22 protein-coding genes are annotated in these 23,825 nt (G+C 42.4%); 10 read left to right on the top strand and 12 right to left on the bottom strand.

Translation table 11 applies throughout. The features are described from left to right. Positions 1-10: 10 nt before the first annotated feature. From tig to ACO06Y_RS24430, 5 genes are all read right to left on the bottom strand, one after another. Positions 11-1,333, bottom strand: a complete 1,323-nt coding sequence (gene tig, locus ACO06Y_RS24450; protein WP_422081688.1) for a trigger factor — start codon at positions 1,331-1,333, stop codon at positions 11-13. A gap of 102 nt (positions 1,334-1,435) precedes the next feature. Further along, on the bottom strand, positions 1,436-1,780 hold the full coding sequence (locus ACO06Y_RS24445; RefSeq protein ID WP_422081687.1) for a phage holin family protein: 345 nt from the start codon (positions 1,778-1,780) through the stop codon (positions 1,436-1,438). Positions 1,781-1,858: 78 nt separating this feature from the next. Further along, positions 1,859-3,451 (bottom strand): SGNH/GDSL hydrolase family protein, encoded by a 1,593-nt coding sequence (locus ACO06Y_RS24440; protein WP_422081686.1) that lies wholly within the window; start codon positions 3,449-3,451, stop codon positions 1,859-1,861. A gap of 127 nt (positions 3,452-3,578) precedes the next feature. Continuing rightward, positions 3,579-4,349, bottom strand: coding sequence for an alpha/beta fold hydrolase (locus ACO06Y_RS24435; RefSeq protein ID WP_422081685.1), 771 nt, complete (start codon positions 4,347-4,349; stop codon positions 3,579-3,581). A 4-nt stretch (positions 4,350-4,353) separates the two neighbouring features. After that, the gene (locus ACO06Y_RS24430; protein ID WP_422081684.1) at positions 4,354-5,067 is read right to left on the bottom strand and encodes a pyridoxine 5'-phosphate synthase; all 714 of its coding nucleotides are present in this window, start codon (positions 5,065-5,067) and stop codon (positions 4,354-4,356) included. Positions 5,068-5,154: 87 nt separating this feature from the next. On the opposite strand from ACO06Y_RS24430, the gene ACO06Y_RS24425 reads away from it, so the two are divergent. The 7 genes from ACO06Y_RS24425 (at position 5,155) to ACO06Y_RS24395 (ending at position 12,660) form a co-directional block, all read left to right on the top strand. Continuing rightward, positions 5,155-5,811 carry a CBS domain-containing protein gene (locus tag ACO06Y_RS24425; RefSeq protein WP_422081683.1) on the top strand — a complete coding sequence of 219 codons (657 nt, stop codon included), beginning with the start codon at positions 5,155-5,157 and terminating at the stop codon, positions 5,809-5,811. A gap of 181 nt (positions 5,812-5,992) precedes the next feature. Next, positions 5,993-6,877: an NAD kinase gene (locus ACO06Y_RS24420; RefSeq protein ID WP_422081682.1), complete on the top strand. Its 885-nt coding sequence runs from the start codon at positions 5,993-5,995 to the stop codon at positions 6,875-6,877. Positions 6,878-6,985: 108 nt separating this feature from the next. Further along, the gene (locus ACO06Y_RS24415) at positions 6,986-7,687 is read left to right on the top strand and encodes a DUF6089 family protein (RefSeq protein ID WP_422081681.1); all 702 of its coding nucleotides are present in this window, start codon (positions 6,986-6,988) and stop codon (positions 7,685-7,687) included. 8 nt (positions 7,688-7,695) lie between these two features. Further along, positions 7,696-8,436, top strand: a complete 741-nt coding sequence (locus ACO06Y_RS24410) for an isoprenyl transferase (protein WP_422081680.1) — start codon at positions 7,696-7,698, stop codon at positions 8,434-8,436. 4 nt (positions 8,437-8,440) lie between these two features. Further along, positions 8,441-11,062 (top strand): BamA/OMP85 family outer membrane protein, encoded by a 2,622-nt coding sequence (locus ACO06Y_RS24405; protein ID WP_422081679.1) that lies wholly within the window; start codon positions 8,441-8,443, stop codon positions 11,060-11,062. Between the two features lie 91 nt (positions 11,063-11,153). Beyond that, entirely contained in the window at positions 11,154-12,002 is an 849-nt protein-coding gene (locus ACO06Y_RS24400) for an OmpH family outer membrane protein (protein WP_422081678.1), read from the top strand. A 148-nt stretch (positions 12,003-12,150) separates the two neighbouring features. Next, on the top strand, positions 12,151-12,660 hold the full coding sequence (locus ACO06Y_RS24395) for an OmpH family outer membrane protein (protein WP_422081677.1): 510 nt from the start codon (positions 12,151-12,153) through the stop codon (positions 12,658-12,660). A 59-nt stretch (positions 12,661-12,719) separates the two neighbouring features. Here the strand turns inward: ACO06Y_RS24395 and ACO06Y_RS24390 are convergent, their stop codons facing one another. From ACO06Y_RS24390 to gcvP, 3 genes are all read right to left on the bottom strand, one after another. After that, the gene (locus ACO06Y_RS24390; protein ID WP_422084218.1) at positions 12,720-13,577 is read right to left on the bottom strand and encodes a glycosyltransferase; all 858 of its coding nucleotides are present in this window, start codon (positions 13,575-13,577) and stop codon (positions 12,720-12,722) included. A gap of 5 nt (positions 13,578-13,582) precedes the next feature. Beyond that, the gene (locus ACO06Y_RS24385; RefSeq protein WP_422084217.1) at positions 13,583-14,137 is read right to left on the bottom strand and encodes a methyltransferase; all 555 of its coding nucleotides are present in this window, start codon (positions 14,135-14,137) and stop codon (positions 13,583-13,585) included. Between the two features lie 74 nt (positions 14,138-14,211). After that, a complete protein-coding gene (gene gcvP / locus ACO06Y_RS24380) occupies positions 14,212-17,061 on the bottom strand; it encodes an aminomethyl-transferring glycine dehydrogenase (protein WP_422081676.1) in 2,850 nt (949 codons plus the stop codon). 126 nt (positions 17,062-17,187) lie between these two features. Between gcvP and ACO06Y_RS24375 the strand changes: the two genes are divergently transcribed. Further along, complete coding sequence (locus tag ACO06Y_RS24375) at positions 17,188-18,003, top strand: hypothetical protein (protein ID WP_422081675.1); 816 nt, start codon at positions 17,188-17,190, stop codon at positions 18,001-18,003. A 4-nt stretch (positions 18,004-18,007) separates the two neighbouring features. On the opposite strand, the gene ACO06Y_RS24370 is transcribed toward ACO06Y_RS24375, so the two are convergent. Continuing rightward, entirely contained in the window at positions 18,008-18,238 is a 231-nt protein-coding gene (locus ACO06Y_RS24370) for a hypothetical protein (RefSeq protein ID WP_422081674.1), read from the bottom strand. Between the two features lies 1 nt (position 18,239). Then, positions 18,240-18,794: a sigma-70 family RNA polymerase sigma factor gene (locus tag ACO06Y_RS24365; RefSeq protein ID WP_422084216.1), complete on the bottom strand. Its 555-nt coding sequence runs from the start codon at positions 18,792-18,794 to the stop codon at positions 18,240-18,242. Between the two features lie 120 nt (positions 18,795-18,914). On the opposite strand from ACO06Y_RS24365, the gene ACO06Y_RS24360 reads away from it, so the two are divergent. After that, a complete protein-coding gene (locus ACO06Y_RS24360; RefSeq protein ID WP_422081673.1) occupies positions 18,915-19,274 on the top strand; it encodes a rhodanese-like domain-containing protein in 360 nt (119 codons plus the stop codon). Between the two features lie 6 nt (positions 19,275-19,280). Next, positions 19,281-21,113, top strand: a complete 1,833-nt coding sequence (locus ACO06Y_RS24355) for a heparinase II/III domain-containing protein (RefSeq protein ID WP_422081672.1) — start codon at positions 19,281-19,283, stop codon at positions 21,111-21,113. 22 nt (positions 21,114-21,135) lie between these two features. On the opposite strand, the gene ACO06Y_RS24350 is transcribed toward ACO06Y_RS24355, so the two are convergent. Next, positions 21,136-21,657 carry a 5' nucleotidase, NT5C type gene (locus ACO06Y_RS24350; RefSeq protein WP_422081671.1) on the bottom strand — a complete coding sequence of 174 codons (522 nt, stop codon included), beginning with the start codon at positions 21,655-21,657 and terminating at the stop codon, positions 21,136-21,138. A gap of 85 nt (positions 21,658-21,742) precedes the next feature. Further along, positions 21,743-23,770 carry a M3 family metallopeptidase gene (locus tag ACO06Y_RS24345; protein WP_422081670.1) on the bottom strand — a complete coding sequence of 676 codons (2,028 nt, stop codon included), beginning with the start codon at positions 23,768-23,770 and terminating at the stop codon, positions 21,743-21,745. Positions 23,771-23,825: the final 55 nt, after the last annotated feature.

The following is a 23,825-nucleotide window of genomic DNA, read 5'->3' as shown; positions in this document are numbered from 1 at the left end:
TTTTGGGAAATTATCCGTAGACCTCCTTTACGAAATTTTCATAGGTAACCTCTTTTACCTTAAAATTTACTTTCTCCTTATAGAGGTTCAATAATTTTTGGCTCATTAATTGTTCGGACAGGCGTTTTACTTCATCCTGATTGCCCAAAACCCTTGCCGCAATATTGTCCAGTTCCTCTTCCTTGGGATCCAATTGTCCAAATTGTGCCATTTGGGATTTAATGAAACCTTTGGCAAATTCCTTCAATTCATCGAACTGTATTTCCAAATTGTTCTCTTTGATGATTTTCCCTTCGATTAGTTGATAACGTAAGCCTTTCTCGGACTTTTCGAACTCCTCGGTAGCTTCTTCCGGGGAAAGGGGCTTTTCACCAGTCGTCTGGATCCATTTCGTAAGAAATTCCGAGGGAAGGTCAAATTTTGTGTTTTCAATGAAATACTCGGTGATGTCGTTCAATAACTTCTGATCGGATTGCTGCTCGAACTGTTTCTCGGAATCTTCCTTTATGCGTTCTTTCATCTGATCCCCGGAAGTTACGGCATCCTTACCGAACAACTTGTCAAAAAAGTCTTGATCCAATTGGGCGGGTTCGCGCTCATTGATTTCCTCGATAGTAAAGGAAACATCTATCTTCAGTTCCTGGGCCTTTTCCTGGGAAATTCCCAAAACACTGGACAAGAGGTAATCTTCCTTAAAAAGGCCTTTGGTGTTGAGCGAGACGGTATCACCTACCTTTTTTCCAACGAGGGCTTCCAATGCTTTTTTGCTCTTTACCTTCTCCAATTCTACGGTGGCCTTATTTTCTATTTCCTCATTTTCGTTAAGGAAAATACCATTTACTTCATCTTTTTTCGCCACTGCAGCCTTGGTAACCAATTTCCCATACTGTTTGCGCATCCGCTCTACTTGTTCATCGACCATTTTTTTGTCGGCGATGATTTTATATCGGGTGATGCTCTTCTTGGTCTTTAAGGGAACTTCAAAGGACGGGGCCAGTCCCAATTCAAATTCAAAGTCAAAATCTTCCTTGTCCCAATCAAAATCGTCCTGTTGCTTAGGTAAGGGATTGCCAAGAACATCCAATTTTTCCTCGGTAAGGTACTTGTTCAGATTGTCTTGCAAAAGCTTGTTGACCTCGTCTACCAGAACGGCTTTACCATATTGTTTTTTGATGAGCCCTATGGGGACCTGTCCTTTTCTAAAACCGGGGATATTGGCTTGCTTTCTATAATCCTTGAGAATCTTATCTACCTTATCCTGATAGTCATCCTTGGTAATGGCCACTTTAACAACGGCGTTCAACTCGTCTATCTGCTCTTTGGTGATATTCATTTTGTATATCTAGTTTAGAAAAATAAAATGGGATGCAAAAGTAGCACAATTTAGACATCCCGACAAGTTTTTGAATCATTGGATGACCAAAGAACCACCTTGCTATTTCCCTTCCTTTAGCAACGAAAACAATATGGATTGGAGGAAAGACAAAAGCAAACTGAACAACAAGGCCCACCAAATACCATCTACGCTAAAGCCGGCAATAAGCTCATCCGCCAACAAGATGATAATGGCATTGATGATCAATAGGAACAGACCGAAGGTAATAAGGGTCACCGGAAGCGTAAGAATCACCAAAATAGGTTTTACAATAAAATTCAAAAGGCTTAACACTAGGGCCACGATGATGGCCGTAAGGTAGGAGTCCACGGAAACGTGGGGTAGAATTTTTGACAGTATTACTACGGCCAGGGCACTAAGAAGAATACGCAGGATAAGCTTCATATCAAGTTGTTTTGAAGGATTGAGCAAATAGTTCGGAAGTCACCCCGATTTCCCTAAAGTATAAAATATATTCTAGATTTAATCGATATAGAGCCCAGTAAATTCCAATGGGTCCACTTCGGGCAGCTCAGCTCCATGTTTTTCTTCAATAGCTTCAATGAACGCATTGGCAACTAGGGCGTAACCCCTTGGGGAAAGGTGCACCCCATCTAGTGAAAATCCACCTCCTGTAGCAAATTCGGTGGTAATCGTACTTCCGTCCGAAAGAGGTATGCCCTCATTTCCTGCCCTTTCCAGTAATGCGTTTATGTCAATCAAGGGGAGATCATATTGGGCTGCCAAAGTCGTAATAATCCCATTGAATCGATCTAGGGCAACGGCTATAGTCTCCTGTTCTTCGGGTGTAAGGACCCATTTGTCTTCCATGGGATAGGTAATCCCATTTACGGATAACTGACCCGCTTCAGCCGCCGGCACGCCGAGATCCTGTAATGTGGCAAAAGCGGTTTCATTAAATTGGGCAATGGCATTTTGCGCAGGCAATACAATAAGATCATTCGCGTTGGCCTGCCTTGCCTGGCCATAAAGAAATCCTATTACTGCTGCCGTAGGGGCATCCAGCCCCCCTACCTGCAATGCACCGGTAATTTGTGCCGATAAATCGGTCAAAGATTCATCCTTAATAACCAATGCGCTGGCAGAACTCGCGGAAAACGTGATGGATCTTTCGGGAACTCCCAAAAAGTCGAAAACCTGATTCAGTTGCGCATATGTGGCGTTCAAAGTGGGGATTTGAGGTCCAAAATCCGGATTGGTAGGATCCAAGGGTGCAGAAGGTACCGTTGTAAAATAGGGTATTGCGGTAACATTCGGAATATTGGCGACTGCACCATCGGCACCATTTGCGGTCAGCGCCTGTAAAAGTTGGTCATACACGCTGGCAAATACACCGGAATCGGTAATGTCACTTGATCCATAGGTAAGCGGATTGGTATTTCCTTCCTGATTTTCACCATCGCCACCCTCGGTGGCATAACCCAAAATATCGTTGTTACCGATCCAAAGCGTGAAAAAAGTCGGGTTCTGGACAACGGCATCACCTATTATGGACGCAGTGGGAGAGGAGGCAAAACGAACATAATACGGGTTAGCCGCACCAATCGCCAATGCATCCAAGCTGCCATAGCCTGCCGCCGGCAAATGATAGATTTTGGCCCCGGGAACCCCCATGTTGTTAAAGGGGCCACTTAAGATATTGGAAACCTCGGTTGATCCTGTCCCATCCAATCGAACAGGTGATGGGGAGCCTGAAGCAAACGATAGGATAAATCGGTTTTCGAAATCTTCCAAAGGCATGCCGCCCAAGGTTAATCCTCCCAAATCATCGTTCATGAATGGAATTGTGAATTCACCACCACCAGCTTCCGCAAAACTAGTAGCCAGCATGTTGGGGAAGGACGCCGTTTGACCGGCACTGAACAGGGCTCCATCGGAATAACCCGCGGTCAAGGAGTTTCCAACGGCAACATACTTGGAAAAATCAGCAGATCCACTGGAGTAATTTATGGGATCAGGCGGTGTGCCACCAGAATCATCGGGAGGGGTATCGTCATCACTACATGAAACAATCAGAAATCCGAAAAAGGCTAGTAATGCTATAATCTTTTTCATAGGTATACAGAGTTAGTTTACGTAAAGTCTTCGTTAAAAGGATGTAAAACCAAAATTAACCAAAATTACGGGACGTACAATAATTCGGACAAAAAAATTATGCATGCATAATAAAGAGCCCTGTTTTTTATTGATTTAGAAATGAAAGGGATTTTTCAAAAAAAAGCTTCGGGTTTTCGGCATGCAACCAATGTCCGGTATTCTCTATGGTATCCAATTTTGCCACAGGGAAATGCCTTTTGATTTCAGGAGTGTCATGGAGAGATACATATTCCGATCTGCCTCCCCGCAGAAAAAGGGTGGCTCCCTCAAATTTTTCCGAAGAACCTATGTTTTCACCTATTTCTTCTATTTTGTCGTTCAAGACCCTTAAGTTGAATCGAAAGCCCAAACTTTCTTTTTCCCGCCAGTATAGACTTTTCAATAAAAATTGCCGGGTCCCCATATCCGAAATAGCCTTGGAAAGCTCTTGGTCCACCTTTCCCCGGGAATCGAGAACATCCAGGTCTAACTGGGTAAGTGCGTCCAAAATAGGTTGGTGATGCGGCGGATAGTATTTAGGTGCAATGTCGGCAACGATCAATTTGGTTACCCGGTCCGGATAGGTACAGGCAAACTGCATTGCCGTTTTACCTCCCATGGAATGTCCTATAAGGTAACCTTTATCCAATCCATGTCGTGTGATATAATTGTGAACATCACCGGCCATAACATCATAATTGAAATCCTCCGACCAAAAACTCCGGCCATGGTTGCGTTGATCCACAAGGTGTACCTCAAATCCATTTTCTGCATATTGGCTGCCCAGAGTTTTCCAATTATCGGACATGCCCAAAAAACCATGGAGAATAATCAAGGGTTTCCCGCTTCCCAAGATTTTGGAGTGTAGTTCCTGCATGATGTTACTTCAGTTTATTCAAATACATCCGTACTACATTTTCCAACCCAAGATATAGTGACTCACAGATCAGTGCATGACCAATGGACACTTCTAGCAAATGCCCGACGTTATTCTTAAAATACGCTATATTCTCCAAGCTAAGATCATGTCCTGCGTTGATACCCAACCCTAATCTATGGGCCAAGTCCGCTGCATCTATAAAAGGTTGTATCGCCGTTTTTTTATTGGAGCTATATGACTTGGCATAACTTTCCGTATAAAGCTCAATACGATCTGTACCGGTTTCGGCAGCGCCTTCTACCATTCGGTTATCGGGATCTACGAAAATAGAGGTTCGTATTCCGTTTTTATTAAAAGTAGATATGACCTCTTGTAGAAAACCCCTGTTTTTGATGGTATCCCACCCGGCATTTGAGGTTATGGCATCCACCGCGTCGGGTACCAGGGTTACCTGGGTGGGTTTTACCTCGAGTACCAAATCGACAAATTTTGGAATGGGATTGCCCTCTATGTTCAATTCTGTGGTCACTATTTTTTTAAGGTCCCGGGCATCCTGGTAACGTATGTGTCTTTCATCGGGTCTGGGATGTATGGTAATCCCCTGAGATCCAAATTCCTCGATATCCACAACCATTTTAAGGAGATCGGGAACGTTTCCTCCCCTTGAATTTCGCAATGTCGCAATCTTGTTTACATTAACGCTAAGTTGGGTCATCCGCTTTATTTATTATTACGTCGTAAAAATACAAATTAGGCATGCCTTTTGATATTTTTAATTGTTATTTTGCGCTATATTTAAGTTATGCAGATTCAAACGCACATCCTTACCGACTTACCGGTTTTTGATATTGGGGACTCCCTGAAAAAGGCTGTTACCTTTTTTGAAGGTACGGTCTTTTCGCACGTAGCTGTATCGGAAAATGGTAGTTTTTTGGGAATTTTGAGCGAAAACGATTTGGAAAGCTCTCTAGGTGATAAAAAAATTGAGGACTACAGATATAATTTGGAGGCCTTTTTTGTAAGAAAGGATAGTAATTGGTTGGACGTTCTCGAAACATTTGCACGAAATGAGGCCAACCTTTTGGTCGTATTGGACGACAATGAGAAAGTAATCGGGTATTATGACCTTGCCGAAATTGTCCGGGCGTTTATAGATACTCCTTTTTTTACCGAACCGGGAGACATTGTGGTCGTAGCTAAGGGTACCAAGGATTATTCTTTTAGTGAGATTGCGCAAATTATAGAAAGTAACAATGCCAAGATTATTGGTGCATTCATTACGGATATGCGTAGCGATGTAGTGCAGATTACCCTTAAGATAAGCACTTCCAGCCTAAACGAAGTATTGCAGACCTTTAGGAGGTATAACTACAACATATTGCTGGGCAGCAAGGACGACCAGTTTTTAGAGGATTTAAAGCAACGATCGGATTATTTGGATAAGTATTTAAATGTTTAACGAGATCATCATAGGACCGTTTTTTGATTTCCTTACCCGGTTGATTAGATTCTATACTTATAATAATTAGGGTTGTTCCGTTTTATACCTATTTTAACCGATACAATAAGACAGGTTCCTGTCCTTCACTAATTTCTCTGAATATGGTATCCAATTTTTTCAATTCCAAAAGCCAAATTCTATGAAGGTTGCCCTATATGGCCAAACGTATCAAGAAACGACTTCCGATTTTGTCGAGGAATTGTTGGAGGAACTCCAATCCGTATCTGCCGATATATCCATTGAGAAAAACTTCCACGCCTTTTTATCCAATAACCATCCTGGCATAAAGGATTTCAGAACTTTCACGGCTTTTGAGGGATTGGACAGTTCATATGATATGTTCGTCAGCTTTGGCGGAGATGGAAGTATTTTAAGGGCAACTACTTACGTAAGGGATTTGGGTATCCCGATTGTTGGGGTCAACACGGGTCGTTTGGGTTTTTTGTCCACTTTTAAAAAGGAAGATGTTAGAAAAGTGGTTCAGGAATTTGTTAAGGGAGATTATCACATTGTGGAAAGAAGCCTGGTCAAGGTAAGCTCTAATTCGAATATCCCTGAATTTGAAGACCTCAATTTCGCACTTAACGAGGTTACCGTTAGTAGAAAGGATACCACTTCCATGATTACCATCGAAACATATTTGGATGGGGAGTATTTAACATCGTATTGGGCGGACGGGCTCATTGTTTCTACGCCTACCGGATCTACTGGTTACTCGTTGAGTTGTGGGGGGCCGGTAATTATTCCCACGGCAAAATCCCTGGTCCTAACTCCTATTGCGCCACATAATCTTAACGCCAGGCCCTTGGTCATTTCGGATGAGACGGTAATACGCCTGAAGGTTTCGGGTAGGGAGGAACATCATTTGATTTCATTGGATTCCAGAATTGCATCGGTAGAAAATGGAACCGAAATAACCGTAGAAAAAGCTGGTTTTACCGTAAAGATGATAGAATACACTTCTGAAAGCTTTTTAAAAACTCTTCGGAATAAACTTTTGTGGGGAGAAGATCGCCGTAATTGACACTTCCTTGGAACAATAAATACAACTAAAAGCTGTTTATCAAGAGAGAACGGGAATATAACCAATGGAGTAGGCCAAAATTGGTATATTCGCAAACTTTTGGAATTTATGAAGCGATGCATTATCGTAATTCTTGTTTTGATCAGTTTTAAGTTGGGCGCCCAAACGTATGAAATAGGAGGTTTTTTTGGTGGGGCGAATGTTATCGGGGATGTGGGAAGGACCAACTATATTCTACCATCCGATATAGCTATTGGCGGATTGTTCAAATGGAACAAGAGCAAGAGATATGCATGGAGGGCAAGTATTATCTATGGAAAGTTCACCGCCGATGACTCCAAATCCAATATCTCCTCCAGACAACAAAGAGGTTTTGTAATGGACAACTCCATCTTGGAAGCCTCGGCCGGATTGGAGTTTAATTTTGTGGAATACAATCTTCATAAGCTTGGCCCGGCGTTTACACCATATCTGTATACCGGGTTAACCTACTTCCGATATGATTACAACTATTTCGATGCAGGCCAATTTATCAATGCCGATCAAAGGGACGGTTCTTTGGCCATTCCAATGACCGTAGGTGCCAAATTGCGCCTCAACCAATTTTTGATTATTGGGGCCGAGATCGGGGCCAGATACACCTTTACGGATAATCTCGATGGAAGCAATCCCGAGAAATCCAATGTTATGCAACAAATTAACCCTGGACCCGAGTTTGGAAATATTCTTAGCGATGATTGGTACGTCTTTTCGGGAGTGACCCTTACCTATACTTTTGGCAGAAAGCCGTGCTCCGATTGTTTTGAGTAACTTTGCATATGGGCATTTTGCAAGATATCAATCGTGAAAACCTTCCGAAACACTTGGCCATTATCATGGATGGTAATGGAAGGTGGGCAAAGGAAAGGGGAAAACTAAGGGTGTTTGGGCATGAGAATGGGGTACGCACCGTACGGAATACCGTAGAAGACTGCGTTAAGATCGGAATACAATTCCTAACCCTTTATACATTTTCCACTGAAAATTGGAAACGACCAAAACTGGAAGTGGATACCTTAATGAAACTTTTGGTCTCCTCCTTAAAAAAGGAACTCCGGACCTTTGAGGAAAACAATGTTAGGTTAAACACCATTGGTGATATTGGATCATTGCCAAAAAAAGCCCAGGACGAGTTGTTGGAAGTTATGCAAAAGACGAATCATCATACGGGGATGACCCTTACTTTGGCCCTTAGTTACGGCGCTCGCGAGGAATTGAAAAATGCGATACAGCAGATAAGTAGCAAAGTTAAAAATAATATAATTTCTCCTGAAAATATTGACGAAACCATTATAAATAGCCATCTTTACACGCACGATTTACCAGATGTGGACTTGTTGATCCGTACCAGTGGGGAACATAGGATCAGCAATTTTTTGCTTTGGCAGATAGCGTATGCGGAATTATATTTTATTGACGTATTTTGGCCCGATTTTAGTGAGGAACATTTGGCAGAGGCCATCCGTAATTACCAGAACAGAGAACGACGATTTGGAAAAACTAGCGAACAACTCAACTAGCGATATGAAAAGGTTCATATCTCTTGGACCACTGATCACCTTCCTTTTACTCTTCATCACCACATTCACTTTCGCCCAGGTAACCTCATATGAGGAGGGGAAAAAATATATCCTTGGAGGTCTGGAAGTAACAGGGTTGCAGAGCTATAACGAACAGACCGTTAAGACCTATACCGGCCTTAGGGTGGGGCAGCCCATCACGGTTCCCGGGGAGCAGATAAGCGCGGTCATTAAAAAGTTATGGGGGCTGGAACTTTTTAGCGACATCGATTTTTATATCACTAAAATAGAGGGGGACGAAGTTTTTTTGGAACTTAATATAATAGAGCGCCCTACCTTGTCCAAAGTTACCATAAATGGTATCAAAAAAAGGAAAGTGGACGATATTGTAAAGGATACCGACCTTAAGAAAGGTAAAAAGATTACCGAGAGCTTAATCGCAAATACTAAAAATTATCTTCAAAACAAGTACAGAAAACAAGGTTTTCTAAATGCCAAGGTTTCCATAATCACTGCTAAGGACACCTCCGAGACCAATGCCCAAAAGATGGTCATCAATGTTAACAAAGGGGATAAGGTTAAGATTAAGGATATCATTTTCGAGGGAAATGAGAAGCTTAAGAGCAAGAAATTACGAAAAGCATTTAAGAAGACCAAGGAAAAGAGGTTGGGTCGGTTTTGGAAAAAATCCAAATTTATAGAAGATGATTATGAAAACGATCTCTCGCTCTTAGTGGACAAATATGCCGAAAATGGATATAGGGATGCTCGTATACTATCGGACTCCGTGATAAAACTGGATGATAACAACATTAACATCAAAATTGCGGTCGAGGAAGGGAACAAATACTATTTTGGGGATATTGATTTTGTCGGGAACAGTGTATATACAGATAGGCAACTGAGCCAGGTATTGGGTATCAAAAAAGGAGCTACCTATAATGGGGTATTGCTTAGGGAGCGGATTGCGGACGATTCCAAACCGGATGCAGTGGATCTGAGCAATCTATATCAGAACAATGGCTATCTTTTTTCCAGTATCAACCCGGTTGAGGTCTCTGCCCAGAACGATACCATAAATTTCGAGATTAGAATCATAGAGGGCAAGGAAACATTTCTGGATCATATTACGGTTTCTGGAAATGATAAGACCAATGATCATGTTATCTTTAGGGAACTCCGTACACGACCTGGTCAGAAATACAACAAATCGGATATCATTAGAAGTATACGGGAATTGGGACAGCTTGGCTATTTTGATGCCGAGCAGATAAAACCGGATATACAGAATCCCAATCCCAACGAAGGTACCGTTGATATTGCCTATAGTTTGGTAGAATCCGGTTCTAGTCAAATAGAATTACAGGGAGGTTATGGAGGAGGAGGTTTTATTGGGACCCTGGGACTTTCGTTCAATAACTTTTCCATAAAGAACTTGCTGAAGGGAGAAGCCTATAAACCGGTTCCCATGGGAGATGGGCAGACTTTTGCCGTACGGGTCCAGGCCAGTAGGACCTTTAGGGTATATAGTCTTAACTTTTCAGAGCCCTGGTTGGGTGGCAAGAAACCTGTTCGTTTTAATCTGTCCCTATCCCGTACACAGCAGTTTGGAACCAGTTTTGACGGTAGGGGAAGAATAGATGTGGACAAAAGCCGGGGTTTTGCCATTACCGGTATATCCCTGGGACTGGCCAAAAGAGTACAATGGCCGGATGATTTCTTTACAATTTCCCATTCCTTGGGATATCAGCTGTATGACTTTAATAACTACAATATTGGGTTGTTCAGTTTTGGTAATGGATCGTCCAATTCATTTACTTATACCTTGGGAATATCAAGAAATGCAACTTCTGGAGGGCGCATATTTCCACGTGGGGGATCCAATTTTGAGATTACTACAAAGCTGACACCACCGTACTCTCTTTTTAGCAACAAGGATTTTAAGGCCATTCGAGATGAAAGCGAGGAACTTTTGGAAGAGATCAGCCAATTAGATCCCAATGACCCGCAGGCCATAGCCCTTAATGAAAGACGGGAAGCGCTGGAGGAAGAGCGTTTTAAGTGGTTGGAGTATTACAAAATTAAATTCAGGGGAGACTGGTATACCACCCTGGTGGGTAGTGCGGATAAATCACTGGTGTTGAGGACCAATGCGGAATTCGGGTTCTTGGGGAGTTACAATAGGGATATTGGAGACGTTCCTTTTGAACGGTTTTTTGTCGGGGGCGATGGTCTTGGAAACTTTACACTGGACGGAAGGGACATCATACAGTTAAGGGGGTATGAAAACCAATCGTTGACACCTATCAACCCTACAACGGGAAGACAAGAGGGAGGATTGGTATACAATAAATACTCCATGGAATTAAGATATCCGCTTACCTTAAAACCTTCCGCATCCATATTTGCCCTAACTTTTTTGGAAGCTGGGAACGCTTTCAACAATTTTCAGGAGTTTAATCCGTTTGAGTTAAAACGATCGGTCGGGGCGGGGCTTCGGATATTTATGCCGGCATTCGGTCTATTGGGTATTGATTTTGGGTACGGGTTTGATCCAGATAATGTCAGCCCCCAAGCAGGCCCAAGCGGATGGCAAACGCACTTCATCATTGGCCAACAGTTTTAGATTTGGAAGTCATGACGGTAGCTAATCCTTTCATTTTAAAAGTTTTAGTAATTTTGGCATGATATTTTCTATTGGATAAAACGAAAATACAATGAAGCAAAAATCAAACGTTCTTTTAATCCTATTAATCGTGATGTTCGCTTGGTCTTCACATGCCCAGCGTGGAGTTCGGATCGCTTATGTGGATATGGAATATATCTTGGAAAACGTTGAGGAATATAGGGAAGCTAGCGAGCAATTGGAGTCTAAGGTACAAAAATGGAAGGTGGAAATTGAGCAGAAGCAAAGTTCGGTCGATCAAATGAAGAAAGACCTTATGGCGGAAAAGGTATTGTTGACCGATGAGCTCATTGCCGAACGTGAGGAGGAAATACAGATTTTGGAGAAGGAAATGTTGGAATATCAACAAGATCGATTTGGTCCGCAAGGAGATTTGGTCATACAAAAACGTCAACTTATCCAACCCATACAAGATCAGGTATTCAATGAAGTTCAAAAAATCGGGGCCAACAAAAGATATGATTTTATTTTTGATAAATCGGCAGATGTTGTAATGTTGTACTCCGAAAAAAGGCACGATATTAGCGATTTGATTTTAAGGGGTATTGCCAGGACCCGAAAAATCAGCAAACCCAAGAAGAAACCGGAGACCAGGAGCCGACTTCAGGATTTTGAAGGGGAACCGGCCGAAGAGGAAATGAGCGATGCCCTTAGGGAACGTAAGGAAAAAGCGGAACAGGCTGCGGAAGCAAGGGCCAAAACGGCAGATGAAAGGAGGGCGGAACAATTGAAATTAAGGGAAGAGCGTAAAAAGGCATATGAGGCAAGAAGGCAAAAACTTTTAGAGGAACGTGAAGCAAAACGGAAAGCTAAACTGGAAGCCCGAAAAAAACAAGAAACTGAAGCCGAGGACGAAAATGATTCCACAAACCAGGACTAAAAAAGCTTTTAACCATAATTAACACTCAAAAATTAGAATCAAAGTTCATGGAATTGACTTTATCTGACAAATAATTAAATTTGAAAAAAAAATTTACTCGATTAACGAAAATTCCATGAGACCATTAAAAACAATTAAAATTTAACTCATGAAACAAGTAAGAAGGATAGCTATAGCATTAGTTTTGTTCATAGCCGTGACCAGTTTTGTAAATGCGCAGAGTAAGATTGCCCATATTGATGTAACCCAGTTGTTGTCTGCCATGCCGGAGATGAAAGCGGCCGAAGCCGAACTTAAAAAGCTTCAGGAAACATATAGGGCGGATATTGAAAGCTCTTATAAGGAATATCAGAACAAAACTACCCAATACGAAAATGAGGCTGCTTCCAAAACTAGGGAGGAAAATGAAAAAAGGGTCGTTGAGTTACAGGGTTTCCAGAAGAGTATAGGGGAGGCAGAACAGGCGGCGCGGCAGGAATTGGGCAAAAAACAGGCGGAACTTATTCAGCCTATTATGGAAAAAGCCAAGACAGCCATTGAAAAAGTATCCGCGTCCCTAGGCTTTGACTATGTAATTGATGCCCAGGCCGGGGGACCTCTCATAGTGTCGAAGGGCAAAGATATTTTACCGGAAGTTAAGGCAGAATTGGGAATTTAAGAAAGAACAATTTTATCGTATAAAAAAACCGCAAAGTATTCCCTTGCGGTTTTTTGGTTTTACTTCTTTACAAATTTCCTTCTGATGTTTTTCCATCTCAGCTTTCTAACAAACTTGACCTCTTTTTCGGATATCAAATAGGGGGTCTTTTTTTTCTTGGCCTTGAAAAAACCTCTGAGGTTGTGAAAAAAGACATTTAAATTTCGCTGTTTCAAGGCCATTTTTAATGAAGCTATACCGCTGAGCAGAACTCCGTAGCCCATGGTATACATGGCTTCTCCTTGCAATAATCTAGCTTTTTTATTGTAGGCCTTTCCCGTTGGACGTAGATGCTTCACCTCTAGGCTATCCTCCGTAAAGATTTTAAAACCATGATATTGAGCCAAAAGTTCATCTACCGTATCCCATCCCATGGCATTTCTAAGTCCGTTTATGGCTATAAAACAAGCCTTGGTATAGGCTTTGAAGGCGCCCCTCACATGATCTTTGTTCATAGGATGGTTCAATTTCCATTCCCCGTTACCATCCTTTTCATAGGCAAACCCACCGGCTATTCCAACTTCAGGATGTACCCTGAATATTTCAGCAACTCTTTCAAAATAATTATGGGGTAGGATGATGTCCGCATCAAGCTTGACCAGAAAGTCATAGGCTCCATCCAGTATCTCCAAAGCCCTATTGAAAGCATTGATTACCTTACGACCGGGCAAATGGTCCGTTGAGGACGCGATGTTGAGTTTTTCAAAAGGGGAACCGCTCTTTACAAAATCATCTATAATGGATTCCGTGCCATCGGTAGAATTATCATTTACCACTATAACTTTTTTGGGAAGTAGGGTCTGTTGTTGGATGGAATTCAACGTATCCGCTAAAAAGGCTTCTTCATTGTGGGCCGGGATTATGATGTAATAGTCCATCATAACTATTGATTCTGAGCTTTCAATTCAGAACCTTCATTTTTTCGTACCGCGTAGACGATATAATATCGTGGCGTAAAGCTTCTCAACAAAGGACGTATACCAATTTTTTTAACGGGATTTGTCCATTTGGCCGCATCCTTGATTTCCCATCCCGCTTTTTCCAATAACCAATTAAACTGCCAATCCTCAAATTCATGATAGTGCCTATCCCAAGGATCGGATTTGTTTTGGTAAGCCGGTGAAAACCACAATCGTAAAGGGATACTGGCAACCAATTTATTGGATTTTATTTTTCTAAGTACATTAAATGGAGCTACCAAGTGTTCAAAGATCTCAAAAGCTGTTACCACGTCCGTAGTCGTGTTTTGAACTGTGGAAAAGTCAACATCCAAATCCTCTCCCTTTGTGTTTTCTACTGTATATCCCTGCTTCAACATAATTTCTGAAAAAGGATTTTCCACTCCAAGATCTAAAATAGATTCCTCAATAGAGACATGTTTTTGGAGAAACTCCAAGGTATGCTTAAATCGCTTGCCGGGATAGGTGTTTTCGTACATCATTTAAAGGGGCCATAGGTTTTTACAGCTTCGATATAGGCCTTGCAACCTATACATTAGGCAATAGTATGGCCTTACACTTCGGCATAGGCCTCTACAGGTACACAAGTACAGATTAGATTTCGGTCGCCATAGGCGTCATCCACCCTTCTGACGGATGGCCAGAACTTATTCCCTGCGATATAGGGCAAGGGGAATGCCGCTTTCTGTCTACTATAAGGGTAATTCCAGTCATCATGGGTAACCATCTCCAAAGTGTGTGGTGCGTTTTTTAGTACGTTATCGGGATTGTCCGTATTCGCCGCATCAATTTCCTCCCGGATAGCTAACATGGCATCACAAAACCGATCCAATTCACCCAAACTTTCACTTTCGGTAGGTTCGATCATCACCGTTCCTGCTACCGGGAAGGAGACCGTAGGAGCATGAAAACCATAATCCATAAGCCGTTTGGCAATGTCTACTACCTCTATACCATTTTGTTTAAAAGGTCTACAGTCAATAATCATCTCGTGTGCCGCTCGCCCATTTTCCCCACTGTACAGGACATTATATTTTCCGGAAAGACGATGTTTGATGTAGTTGGCATTGAGGATTGCGATTTTGGTGGAATGTGTCAATCCTTCTTCTCCTAACATCTTAATATATCCATAGGATATTAAGCAGGCCAGGGAGCTTCCCCAAGGCGCGGCCGAAATTCCGGAAATCGCCTTTTCCCCGCCGGTCGGGATTATAGGATTTCCGGGGAGAAAGGGCACTAATTGTTCTGCAACACATATGGGGCCCACCCCCGGTCCTCCCCCGCCATGTGGTATGGCGAAAGTTTTATGAAGATTAAGATGGCAAACATCGGCCCCGATCGATGCTGGATTGGTCAATCCAACCTGGGCGTTCATATTCGCACCATCCATATAGACTTGTCCCCCATTATCATGGACTAGTTTGGTGATGTGCTTAATAGAAGATTCAAAAACCCCATGGGTGGAGGGGTAGGTGACCATTAAAGCGGCCAAATTATCAGCATGTTTAGTCACTTTTTCTTCCAAGTCGGCCACATCTATATTTCCCTTGTCGTCCGTTTTGGTCACTACCACCTGCATTCCGGCCATTACTGCGGATGCCGGGTTGGTACCGTGTGCCGATGCGGGAATAATACAGATATTACGGTGTCCCTCATCCCTGGATTCGTGGTAGGCCCTTATTATCATAAGGCCCGAGTACTCGCCTTGGGCACCTGAATTGGGCTGTAACGAAGTCCCAGCGAAACCTGTGATTTCCGTAAGATCCTTTTCCAATCCCCGTAAAACAATTTGATAACCCTCCGCCTGTTCAATCGGCACAAAAGGGTGGATATTGCCCCAATTTGTCCAACTTATGGGCAACATTTCCGAAGCTGCATTGAGCTTCATGGTACAAGACCCCAAAGAAATCATAGAATGGTTCAAGGATAGATCCTTTCGCTCCAATTTTTTGATATAACGCATCAATTCGGTTTCGGAATGATAGGAATTGAATACTGGGTTTTCCAAAAACGGGGAAATGCGCACGACATCTTCCAGAATAGCGGACTGATCCGATAGTTTTTTGATAGGGTTGATTTCTTTATCCAGGATTTCGGAAAAAACCCTGAGAATTTGGTTCAAATCATTGATTGAGGTGGCTTCGTTTACCGAAATGGAAACGGTATCCGCGTCTATATATAGAAAGTTGATTTCATGTTTTTCCGCTATTGGTCTAAGCCTTTCAGCATCACATTTGACCGTAATGGTATCGAAATAGGAAGTATTTAATTGATACAGTCCCATTTTTTCCAGGCTCTCTGCCAATGTTACTGCGGTACGGTGTACTTTTTCAGCAATATATTTTAGTCCCTTAGGGCCATGATATACCGCATACATGCCCGCCATAACGGCCAAAAGTACCTGAGCCGTACAAATATTGGACGTGGCCTTGTCCCTTTTAATATGCTGTTCCCTGGTTTGTAGGGCCATACGTAAGGCGGACTTTCCGTCCATATCCTTGGTGACACCTATTATGCGACCCGGGATATGTCTTTTGTATTCTTCCTTGGTGGCGAAATAGGCGGCGTGGGGCCCACCATATCCCAATGGAATTCCAAAACGCTGGGTAGTACCCAAAACTACATCGGCACCAAGTTCTCCGGGAGGGGCCAGCAGCACCAGACTTAAAATATCTGCGGCCACGGAGACTTTGATGTTGTTCTCTCTAGCATTTGCGATAAAATCCGAATATGAATGAACTTGGCCGTATTTACCTGGATATTGCAAAAGGACTCCGTAGAAATCGTTCCCAAAACTAAACTCCCTATAATCGCCGATAATAAGTTCAATCCCTAAGGGTGCCGAACGGGTCTTTAAAAGTGATAATGTTTGGGGCAAGACATCTTGGGAAACGAAAAATTTGTTGACATCGTTCTTTTTTTGCTCGCGGCTTCTTACGGCGAATAACATGGTCATGGCCTCGGCTGCCGCCGTACTTTCGTCCAGCAAGGAGGCATTGGCAATTTCCATTCCGGTAAGGTCACATACCATGGTCTGGAAGTTTAGCAACGCCTCCAAACGACCTTGGGCGATTTCGGCCTGATAGGGGGTATATGCAGTATACCATCCCGGGTTCTCCAGAATATTGCGTTTTATAACGGAGGGTGTTAGGCTTTCATGGTATCCCAACCCTATATACGAGCGAAAAACTTTATTCTTTTGGGCCAACTCCTGTAAATGGGCCAAAAATTTGTGCTCGCTCATGGGATTCTCCAACTTCAAAGGTTCCTTAAGCCGAATTTCATCAGGAAGCGTCTCATAAACAAGTTGTTCCAAGTTCTCTACCCCTATGACTTTCAACATATACGGAAGGTCTTCTTCCCGTATCCCTATATGGCGCAAAGCAAACAGATCTGTCCTCATAATCTTTACTAAAAGCTGCACAAAATTAGGGATAAATTCCCTGAAAATGGCCAAAACAAGGTAGAGCGAGGGGCAAAGTTTTTAACGAAAAAAGGGGTTTATAAACAGTTTGGCTACTTTTGTTCGATGAAGCTCCTGAAGCGTATTTTTGATTTTTATCTAGACGCTAGCATCCACGTGGCCTTGTCCATCCTTTCATTGCTTTGGGTAACATCTTCAATACTACATATCCCAACGGACAAACACTTGTTTTCCCTTGTTTTTTTTGGCAGTATTGCCTGTTATAATTTTATTAAATACGGGCTGGAAGTAAAAAAATACATTCGGCTAGCCGACCGATACCATGGGTACATTCAATTTTTTAGCTTCGTTTGTCTGGGAATTGCGGTATACCATCTATTTTTTCTTGAATGGAACACCATTTTTATGTTAGGAATACTGGGATTGTTTACGGGTCTATATGCGCTTCCCGTCCTGCCCAAAACTCGGAACTTAAGAAGTTTGGCAGGTTTTAAGATATTTCCCGTGGCTATCGTTTGGGCGGGTACTACTGTAATTCTGCCAGTAGTGGCCGAGGGTTTGAATCTTTCCTGGGATGTTTGGGTGGAAACGATACAACGCTTTATGTTGGTACTTGCATTAATAATACCCTTTGAAATTCGGGATATGGCATACGATCCACCGGAATTGAAAACATTACCCCGTCTTTATGGTGTGGTAAAAACCAAAATTTTGGGCATACTATTGATTTTCAGCTTCTTTTTTCTGACTTTTTTGAAAGATGAGACCACCCAAAACGAAGTTTTGTCCAAAGCGTTTTTATTTTTAGGTGTGGTAAGTATTTTAATGCTGACTCGGAAGGATCAGAATACGCATTTTTCAGCTTTCTGGGTAGAGGCAATACCCTTTTTCTGGTGGGTGCTAATTTGGATAATGGAATAAAAAATTAGATTTTCTCTTCCAATCGCCGTTTCATTTTAATTTTTTCACCTTCTGAGAGGCTATGTAGATTTGCTTTTTCGCACAAAACGGTCAACTTCGTATTCTTTTTGGTAAAGGCCGAACATGTTTTGCACATGAGCAAATGCATCTTCAGCTTTACCTTTTCCATAAAGGTCGCTTCCCTATATTGTGTCTTATTGCATATCGACGCCGCTTTCTCGCAGGATATCATCATTTTAAAACCAATTTTGGTTAAGACAACCCATCAGGGATGTTCTGGCCCTATGGATCATCACCCATAGGTTAGACGGGTTTATACCAAGTTCATTACAAATATCTTCGGTACTCATTCCACGTATGGTTTTCATGGTGAAAACCAAGGATTGTTTCTTGGGTAATTTGGAAATACAGTTTTGTATGGCCAATCCCAATTCCTCATTTTCAATGGCATCGTTCTCAAAGTTACTGGACGGATCTGCTACTTGCTCCTCCATCCAATCGCCTTCTGCTTCGCTTCCCGCGCTATAGTTCATACGTACCTCCGCCTTGCCTTTTTTTGAATTGATCTTTCTGTAATAATCAATAACCTTTCGTTTTAAAATAGCGATAAGCCAAGTGCGCTCGGATGCGTCTCCTTTATAATTCTTTGCTGAATTCAATCCGGCAAAAAAGGTTTCCTGGACCAGATCCTTGGCGATCTCCGAATCGTTTACTCGGGCCACGGCATAGTTAAAAAGATAGTCCGCATAGGAGTCTACCCAAGTTTCGGGATGTAGTTGTTGCATGGTCATAGATGCCTTGTCATTGTCAAAAATAGATGAATTTGATTTAATTAACCTCATATTCCCATTTTGTTCCCTGTATTTTCTAGCTGCCATAATTGCTTATTTTTGATTTTTAAACTGAATTCGATGAAATTTTTACCTTTAATCGTGATTTTTCTTAGCCTTAATTGTTGTTATGGCCAAATAAAATCAAAACCTATCACAGAGTTTTCACAAAAGGATATCAAAGATGGGATATTGATCGATGTCCGGACCCCTAAGGAGTTCAACATGGGGCACCTGGAGAATGCTTTGAATATCAACTGGCTCGGTACAGGGTTTCAAGAACATTTTGATACCATACCTAAGGATAAAAAGCTGTATCTGTATTGTAAAAAAGGGGGTAGGAGTGCCAAGGCCCAAAAACTGCTCGATTCCTTGGGCTACCAAAATGTGGTTAATTTGGAAGGTGGCTATGACCATTGGAAAATCAAAAAGAAATTTTAAGGGATTATGATAATTAAGCGCCGGATAGGAATACTTCTTCTGTTCTCTTTATCGATTCAGCTTTTGCATTCACAGACATTTGAAAATCTGGCCAGGGAACATCCAAGATTGTTTATTGCATCAGGTACGATTAATAAAATAAAACAAAGAATCGACTCCGATACGAGATACGCGTTTATCCATGAACAGATTTTAAGGAATTGCGACAGTCTTTTGGTCATTCCTCCTGCCCTGGAAATTAAGGAGGGCAGAAGATTACTTGAAGTTTCGAGAACCTATTTGAAGCGTATACTTTATTTGGCCTATGCGTACAAGATTACGGGACATAGGCCTTATTTTGAGAAAGCCAAACAGGAAATGCTGACCGCAAGCGGATTTTCGTCTTGGAATCCCTCTCATTATTTGGACGTTGCCGAAATGGCCATGGGCTTGGCTATAGGATATGATTGGCTGTTCCATGACCTGAGTTCCACGGAAAGAGAAACAATTACCGAGGCCTTATTGGAAAAAGGAATTGAGACCTCCCTGGACGAGACTTTGGAACATGGTTGGATCAGTTCTTCCAATAATTGGAACCCTGTCTGCCATGGTGGATTGACCGCTGCGGCAATTGCGGTATTCGATTCGGCCCCTGACGTATGCGCCAAGGTAATCAAAAGAGGCATTGAACATGTTCCAGAGGCAATGAAAGAATATGCGGCCAATGGGAACTATCCTGAAGGGCCCATGTACTGGTCTTATGGTACAACATACAATGTACTTTTTATTGCTGCGTTACAAACGGCCTTTGCTTCCGATTTTGGATTATTGGATCAACCTGGATTTCTGGAAACCGCCAACTATTATCGTCATGTTGTAGGCCCGTCCGGACTATATTTCAATTATTCCGATTCCAGGGAAAGCCCTAGGCTCAATGCGGCACAATTTTATTTTTCCAAGGAAATGGGAAGACCTGAATTGCTATGGCAAGAAATCGATATTTTGAAATCTTACATGGATGGTGATAAAAAATTTAGGGCCGCAGGAATTTCAAATCGGTTTCTTCCATTTATTCTCATATGGTCGCTTGATATTCCTGAACTTAGGTTTGATGCTCAAAACCAGTATTTTGCGCAGGGTACTACTCCAATTGCCATATATCGGTCGGCATGGTCGGATTCTGCCCTTTACCTTGGTGTAAAGGCTGGGAGTCCCTCTGCAAATCATGCCCATATGGATATTGGTTCCTTTGTATTCGAGAAGCATGGGATACGCTGGGCATTGGATCTTGGTCTACAGGGATATCATTCCCTTGAAAGCTTAGGACTGGGTATTTGGAAAAAGAACAAGGAATCCGACAGATGGAAGGTTTTTAGAAACAATGTATTTTCCCATAATACCCTTGTCGTTAATGACTCCTTGCAAAATCCGGATGCCTTTGCCCCTATAGAAAAGACCGATGATGATGGCCATGCGTTTAAGCTGGGGGTAAATTTGTCCGCAATTTATGCCCCCCAATTGGCCCACGCGAAAAGGACTTTTGAAGTTGGCCACAATCAAGAACTTGTAATCACGGATTCCCTACATATTGGAGAGACAGGCAATGCCAAAATTCGCTGGGCTTTTGTAACCCCTGCTAAAATAAAAATTGCCGAAGACGGCCGGGCCGCTTATCTATCTAAGGAAGGAGAATCCATAACGGTCAAGTTGCTGCAACCAAAGGAAGCCTCATTTAAAACATATGAGACCGATCCACCCCCTTCGGACTTTGATGCACCGAACACGGGAACACAATTATTGGGGTTTGAAATTTTTTCCAGGCATGGTTTTGAAAAAATCATTCAAGTGAAGTTTGACTAGTCTTGGGAAGCGGCTTGGATTACTATAGCAATATTTTGCCCACTTCCTTCCAATCCTTGGCCCTCTCAAAACCGTTGGTGTGGATATTATGCGGGGAGCTGAACATGATGCTCCTACCTTGAAAGGTTTCCAAATTACGGCTGCGATCATCAATCAAGATATCTCCCTTTAAAATGTGCTTGTGACCGCATAGAATACGTTGCTGCCAAGGGATGAAGGGAAAATACTCATCCAGCCATTCCGATTTTTCCTCAAGGGAATTTGGAAATTCCATGGCAGCGGAGGCAATATACACCTCATATTTTTGGGTCAGTTCCTGCATAACGGTTTGACTGTCGGGAATCACGTTAAGATTTCTAAAAAAACCCTTTAAAGCGGTATGCCGACGAATACTTTCCCTTCTGTTTTCGGGTACTTTTTGCCATACTTCCCATCCGGAACAGAATTCTTTGGTAAGATTTTCGCCAAAGTCTTCGTTATATTGTTCAATATGTGCACCGTAGGTATCCGCAAGTACCTCGTCCATGTCCACGAATAAGACCATATTATACTAATTTTGGGCGAAGTTCGGTAAAAAGTATTAGAACATGAGAATCCGGATGAAGGCTTATCAATAAGTTAACCTAAAACTACTCCGTAGTATTCAAAAGCCCGGCCCTTTCCAATAAGGCCTCTATCCTTGGTTCACTACCTCGAAATCTTTTATAGAGCACCATCGGTTTTTCGGTACCCCCTTTGGAAAGCACATTTTCCTTGAATTTCGTTGCCACTTCTTCGCTAAAAATTCCTTTTTCCTTAAAGAGGGCAAAGGCATCGGCATCCAAAACTTCGGCCCATTTATAACTATAGTAACCCGAGGAATATCCCCCTTGAAAAATGTGGGAGAAAGCGGTACTCATACAAGTTTCTGGGGTCTTCGGATACAATTGGGTGCCCTCAAAAGCCTGGCTCTCATGAATTTTCACATCGGTTATGCTCGAAGGATTTCCTCCGTGCCAGGCCATATCCAACAATCCAAAACTCAATTGCCTGAGTGTAGCCATACCTTCATGAAAAGTTGCGGATTCCTTTATTTTTTCAACTAATCCCATAGGGATTGCCTCACCCGTTTCATAATGGGTTGCGAAGAGTTCAAGGGCTTCTTTTTCATAGCACCAGTTTTCCATCACCTGACTGGGAAGTTCTACAAAATCCCAATAGACCGAAGTACCCGAAAGGCTAGGATAGGTGGTGTCGGCCAACATACCGTGCAATCCATGCCCAAATTCGTGGAACAATGTGGTAACCTCGGTAAAGGTCAACAAAGATGGCTTACTAGGCGTTGAGCGTGTAAAATTACAGACATTGGAGACATGGGGTCGCACGTTTTCCCCGTTTCGTTGGTACTGGGGTTTGTACGAGGTCATCCAAGCACCGCCCCGCTTTCCTTTTCTGGGATGGAAGTCGGCATAAAAGAGAGAGATGAAATTGTTCTCCAAATCATAGACTTTGAAGGTTTTTACTTCTTCATGATAGGTATCAACATCAAAAACTTCCTCGAATTGTAATCCGAAGAGTTTTTCCGCGACCTTGAAAACCCCAGTAATGACATTTTCCAACTTAAAATAAGGTTTCAACTTCTCATCATCCAAATTGAAGAGTTTTTGTTTCAATTTTTCGGAATAATAGCTACCATCCCATTTTTGTAATCGGTCTATGCCATCAAGCTCCTTGGCGAAATCTTCCAACTGTTTAAATTCCCGCTCAGCGGCCGGTTTGGCCTTCTCCAAGAGCTCGTTCAAAAATGCATGTACTTTTTTTGGGGTCTCGGCCATACGCTCCTCCAACACAAAATGGGCATGGGTCTCATAGCCTAACAAATTTGCCCTTTCGTGTCGAAGTTTGACAATTCTGAGCACGTTTGCCCGATTATCTAGTTCGTCCCCATGAAAACCTTTACTACCAAAAGCCAGGGACAGCTTTTTACGCAATTCCCGGTTTTTGGCATATTTCATAAAAGGGATGTAGCTAGGATAGTCCAAGGTTACCATCCAACCTTCTTTATCTTTTGATTGGGCCAATTGGGCGGCTGCCTCTTTTTCACCTTCGGGCAAACCGTCCAAATCATTTTCGTTGGTGAGGTGCAGTTCATATTTATTGGTTTCGGCCAATACATTTTCCCCAAATTGCAATTTAAGTTTGGCCAACTCGGCATCGATTTCACGTAGCCGTTTCTTTTTGTCTTCAGGAAGATTGGCCCCATTGCGACTAAAGCTTTTGTACTTTTTTTCCAGCAAAGTCTGTTGCTCTGTCGACAGGTTTAAATCATTTTTTTGCCGGTATACGAAATGTATCCTTTTGAACAGTGCTTCGTTCAGGGTGATATCATTGCTAAATTCCGAAAGCAGAGGGGAGATTTCCTGGGCAATCTTTTGGATTTTGGGATTGGTTTCCGCGGAATTCAGGTTAAAGAATAAGCTTGAAATCCTATCCAAATGCTGACCGGCAAACTCCAGCGCCTCAATGGTGTTTTCAAAGGTCGGGCCATGGGGATTGTCCGTAATGGCATCGATTTCCTTTCGGGCAGCCTCGATCGCCTCGAGAAAAGCGGGTTTAAAGTGTTCGTCCTTAATTTTTGAGAAAGGTGCCGTATCAAAAGGGTTGAGTAGGGGATTCATAGGCGTTGATAGTTTAGAGTTGATGGTTGACGGGAGCTACTTTAAAGCAAATAGC

Source organism: Ulvibacterium sp., from assembly GCF_965228935.1.
Taxonomy (GTDB): Bacteria; Bacteroidota; Bacteroidia; order Flavobacteriales; family Flavobacteriaceae; genus Ulvibacterium.
Note: the sequence above shows the minus strand (reverse complement) of the source record. Positions and strands in the feature narration are given on the sequence as shown.

Coding starts and splice junctions, on each gene's coding strand:
- tig (WP_422081688.1), bottom strand. CDS start 1,333: ATGAATATCACCAAAGAGCAGATAGACGAGTTGAACGCCGTTGTTAAA.
- ACO06Y_RS24350 (WP_422081671.1), bottom strand. CDS start 21,657: ATGGTCTTATTCGTGGACATGGACGAGGTACTTGCGGATACCTACGGT.
- ACO06Y_RS24390 (WP_422084218.1), bottom strand. CDS start 13,577: ATGGACTATTACATCATAATCCCGGCCCACAATGAAGAAGCCTTTTTA.
- ACO06Y_RS24385 (WP_422084217.1), bottom strand. CDS start 14,137: ATGTACGAAAACACCTATCCCGGCAAGCGATTTAAGCATACCTTGGAG.
- ACO06Y_RS24435 (WP_422081685.1), bottom strand. CDS start 4,349: ATGCAGGAACTACACTCCAAAATCTTGGGAAGCGGGAAACCCTTGATT.
- ACO06Y_RS24345 (WP_422081670.1), bottom strand. CDS start 23,770: ATGAATCCCCTACTCAACCCTTTTGATACGGCACCTTTCTCAAAAATT.
- ACO06Y_RS24395 (WP_422081677.1), top strand. CDS start 12,151: ATGAAACAAGTAAGAAGGATAGCTATAGCATTAGTTTTGTTCATAGCC.
- gcvP (WP_422081676.1), bottom strand. CDS start 17,061: ATGAGGACAGATCTGTTTGCTTTGCGCCATATAGGGATACGGGAAGAA.
- ACO06Y_RS24430 (WP_422081684.1), bottom strand. CDS start 5,067: ATGACCCAACTTAGCGTTAATGTAAACAAGATTGCGACATTGCGAAAT.
- ACO06Y_RS24445 (WP_422081687.1), bottom strand. CDS start 1,780: ATGAAGCTTATCCTGCGTATTCTTCTTAGTGCCCTGGCCGTAGTAATA.
- ACO06Y_RS24370 (WP_422081674.1), bottom strand. CDS start 18,238: ATGATGATATCCTGCGAGAAAGCGGCGTCGATATGCAATAAGACACAA.
- ACO06Y_RS24375 (WP_422081675.1), top strand. CDS start 17,188: ATGAAGCTCCTGAAGCGTATTTTTGATTTTTATCTAGACGCTAGCATC.
- ACO06Y_RS24355 (WP_422081672.1), top strand. CDS start 19,281: ATGATAATTAAGCGCCGGATAGGAATACTTCTTCTGTTCTCTTTATCG.
- ACO06Y_RS24415 (WP_422081681.1), top strand. CDS start 6,986: ATGAAGCGATGCATTATCGTAATTCTTGTTTTGATCAGTTTTAAGTTG.
- ACO06Y_RS24400 (WP_422081678.1), top strand. CDS start 11,154: ATGAAGCAAAAATCAAACGTTCTTTTAATCCTATTAATCGTGATGTTC.
- ACO06Y_RS24410 (WP_422081680.1), top strand. CDS start 7,696: ATGGGCATTTTGCAAGATATCAATCGTGAAAACCTTCCGAAACACTTG.
- ACO06Y_RS24420 (WP_422081682.1), top strand. CDS start 5,993: ATGAAGGTTGCCCTATATGGCCAAACGTATCAAGAAACGACTTCCGAT.
- ACO06Y_RS24365 (WP_422084216.1), bottom strand. CDS start 18,794: ATGACCATGCAACAACTACATCCCGAAACTTGGGTAGACTCCTATGCG.
- ACO06Y_RS24405 (WP_422081679.1), top strand. CDS start 8,441: ATGAAAAGGTTCATATCTCTTGGACCACTGATCACCTTCCTTTTACTC.
- ACO06Y_RS24360 (WP_422081673.1), top strand. CDS start 18,915: ATGAAATTTTTACCTTTAATCGTGATTTTTCTTAGCCTTAATTGTTGT.
- ACO06Y_RS24425 (WP_422081683.1), top strand. CDS start 5,155: ATGCAGATTCAAACGCACATCCTTACCGACTTACCGGTTTTTGATATT.
- ACO06Y_RS24440 (WP_422081686.1), bottom strand. CDS start 3,451: ATGAAAAAGATTATAGCATTACTAGCCTTTTTCGGATTTCTGATTGTT.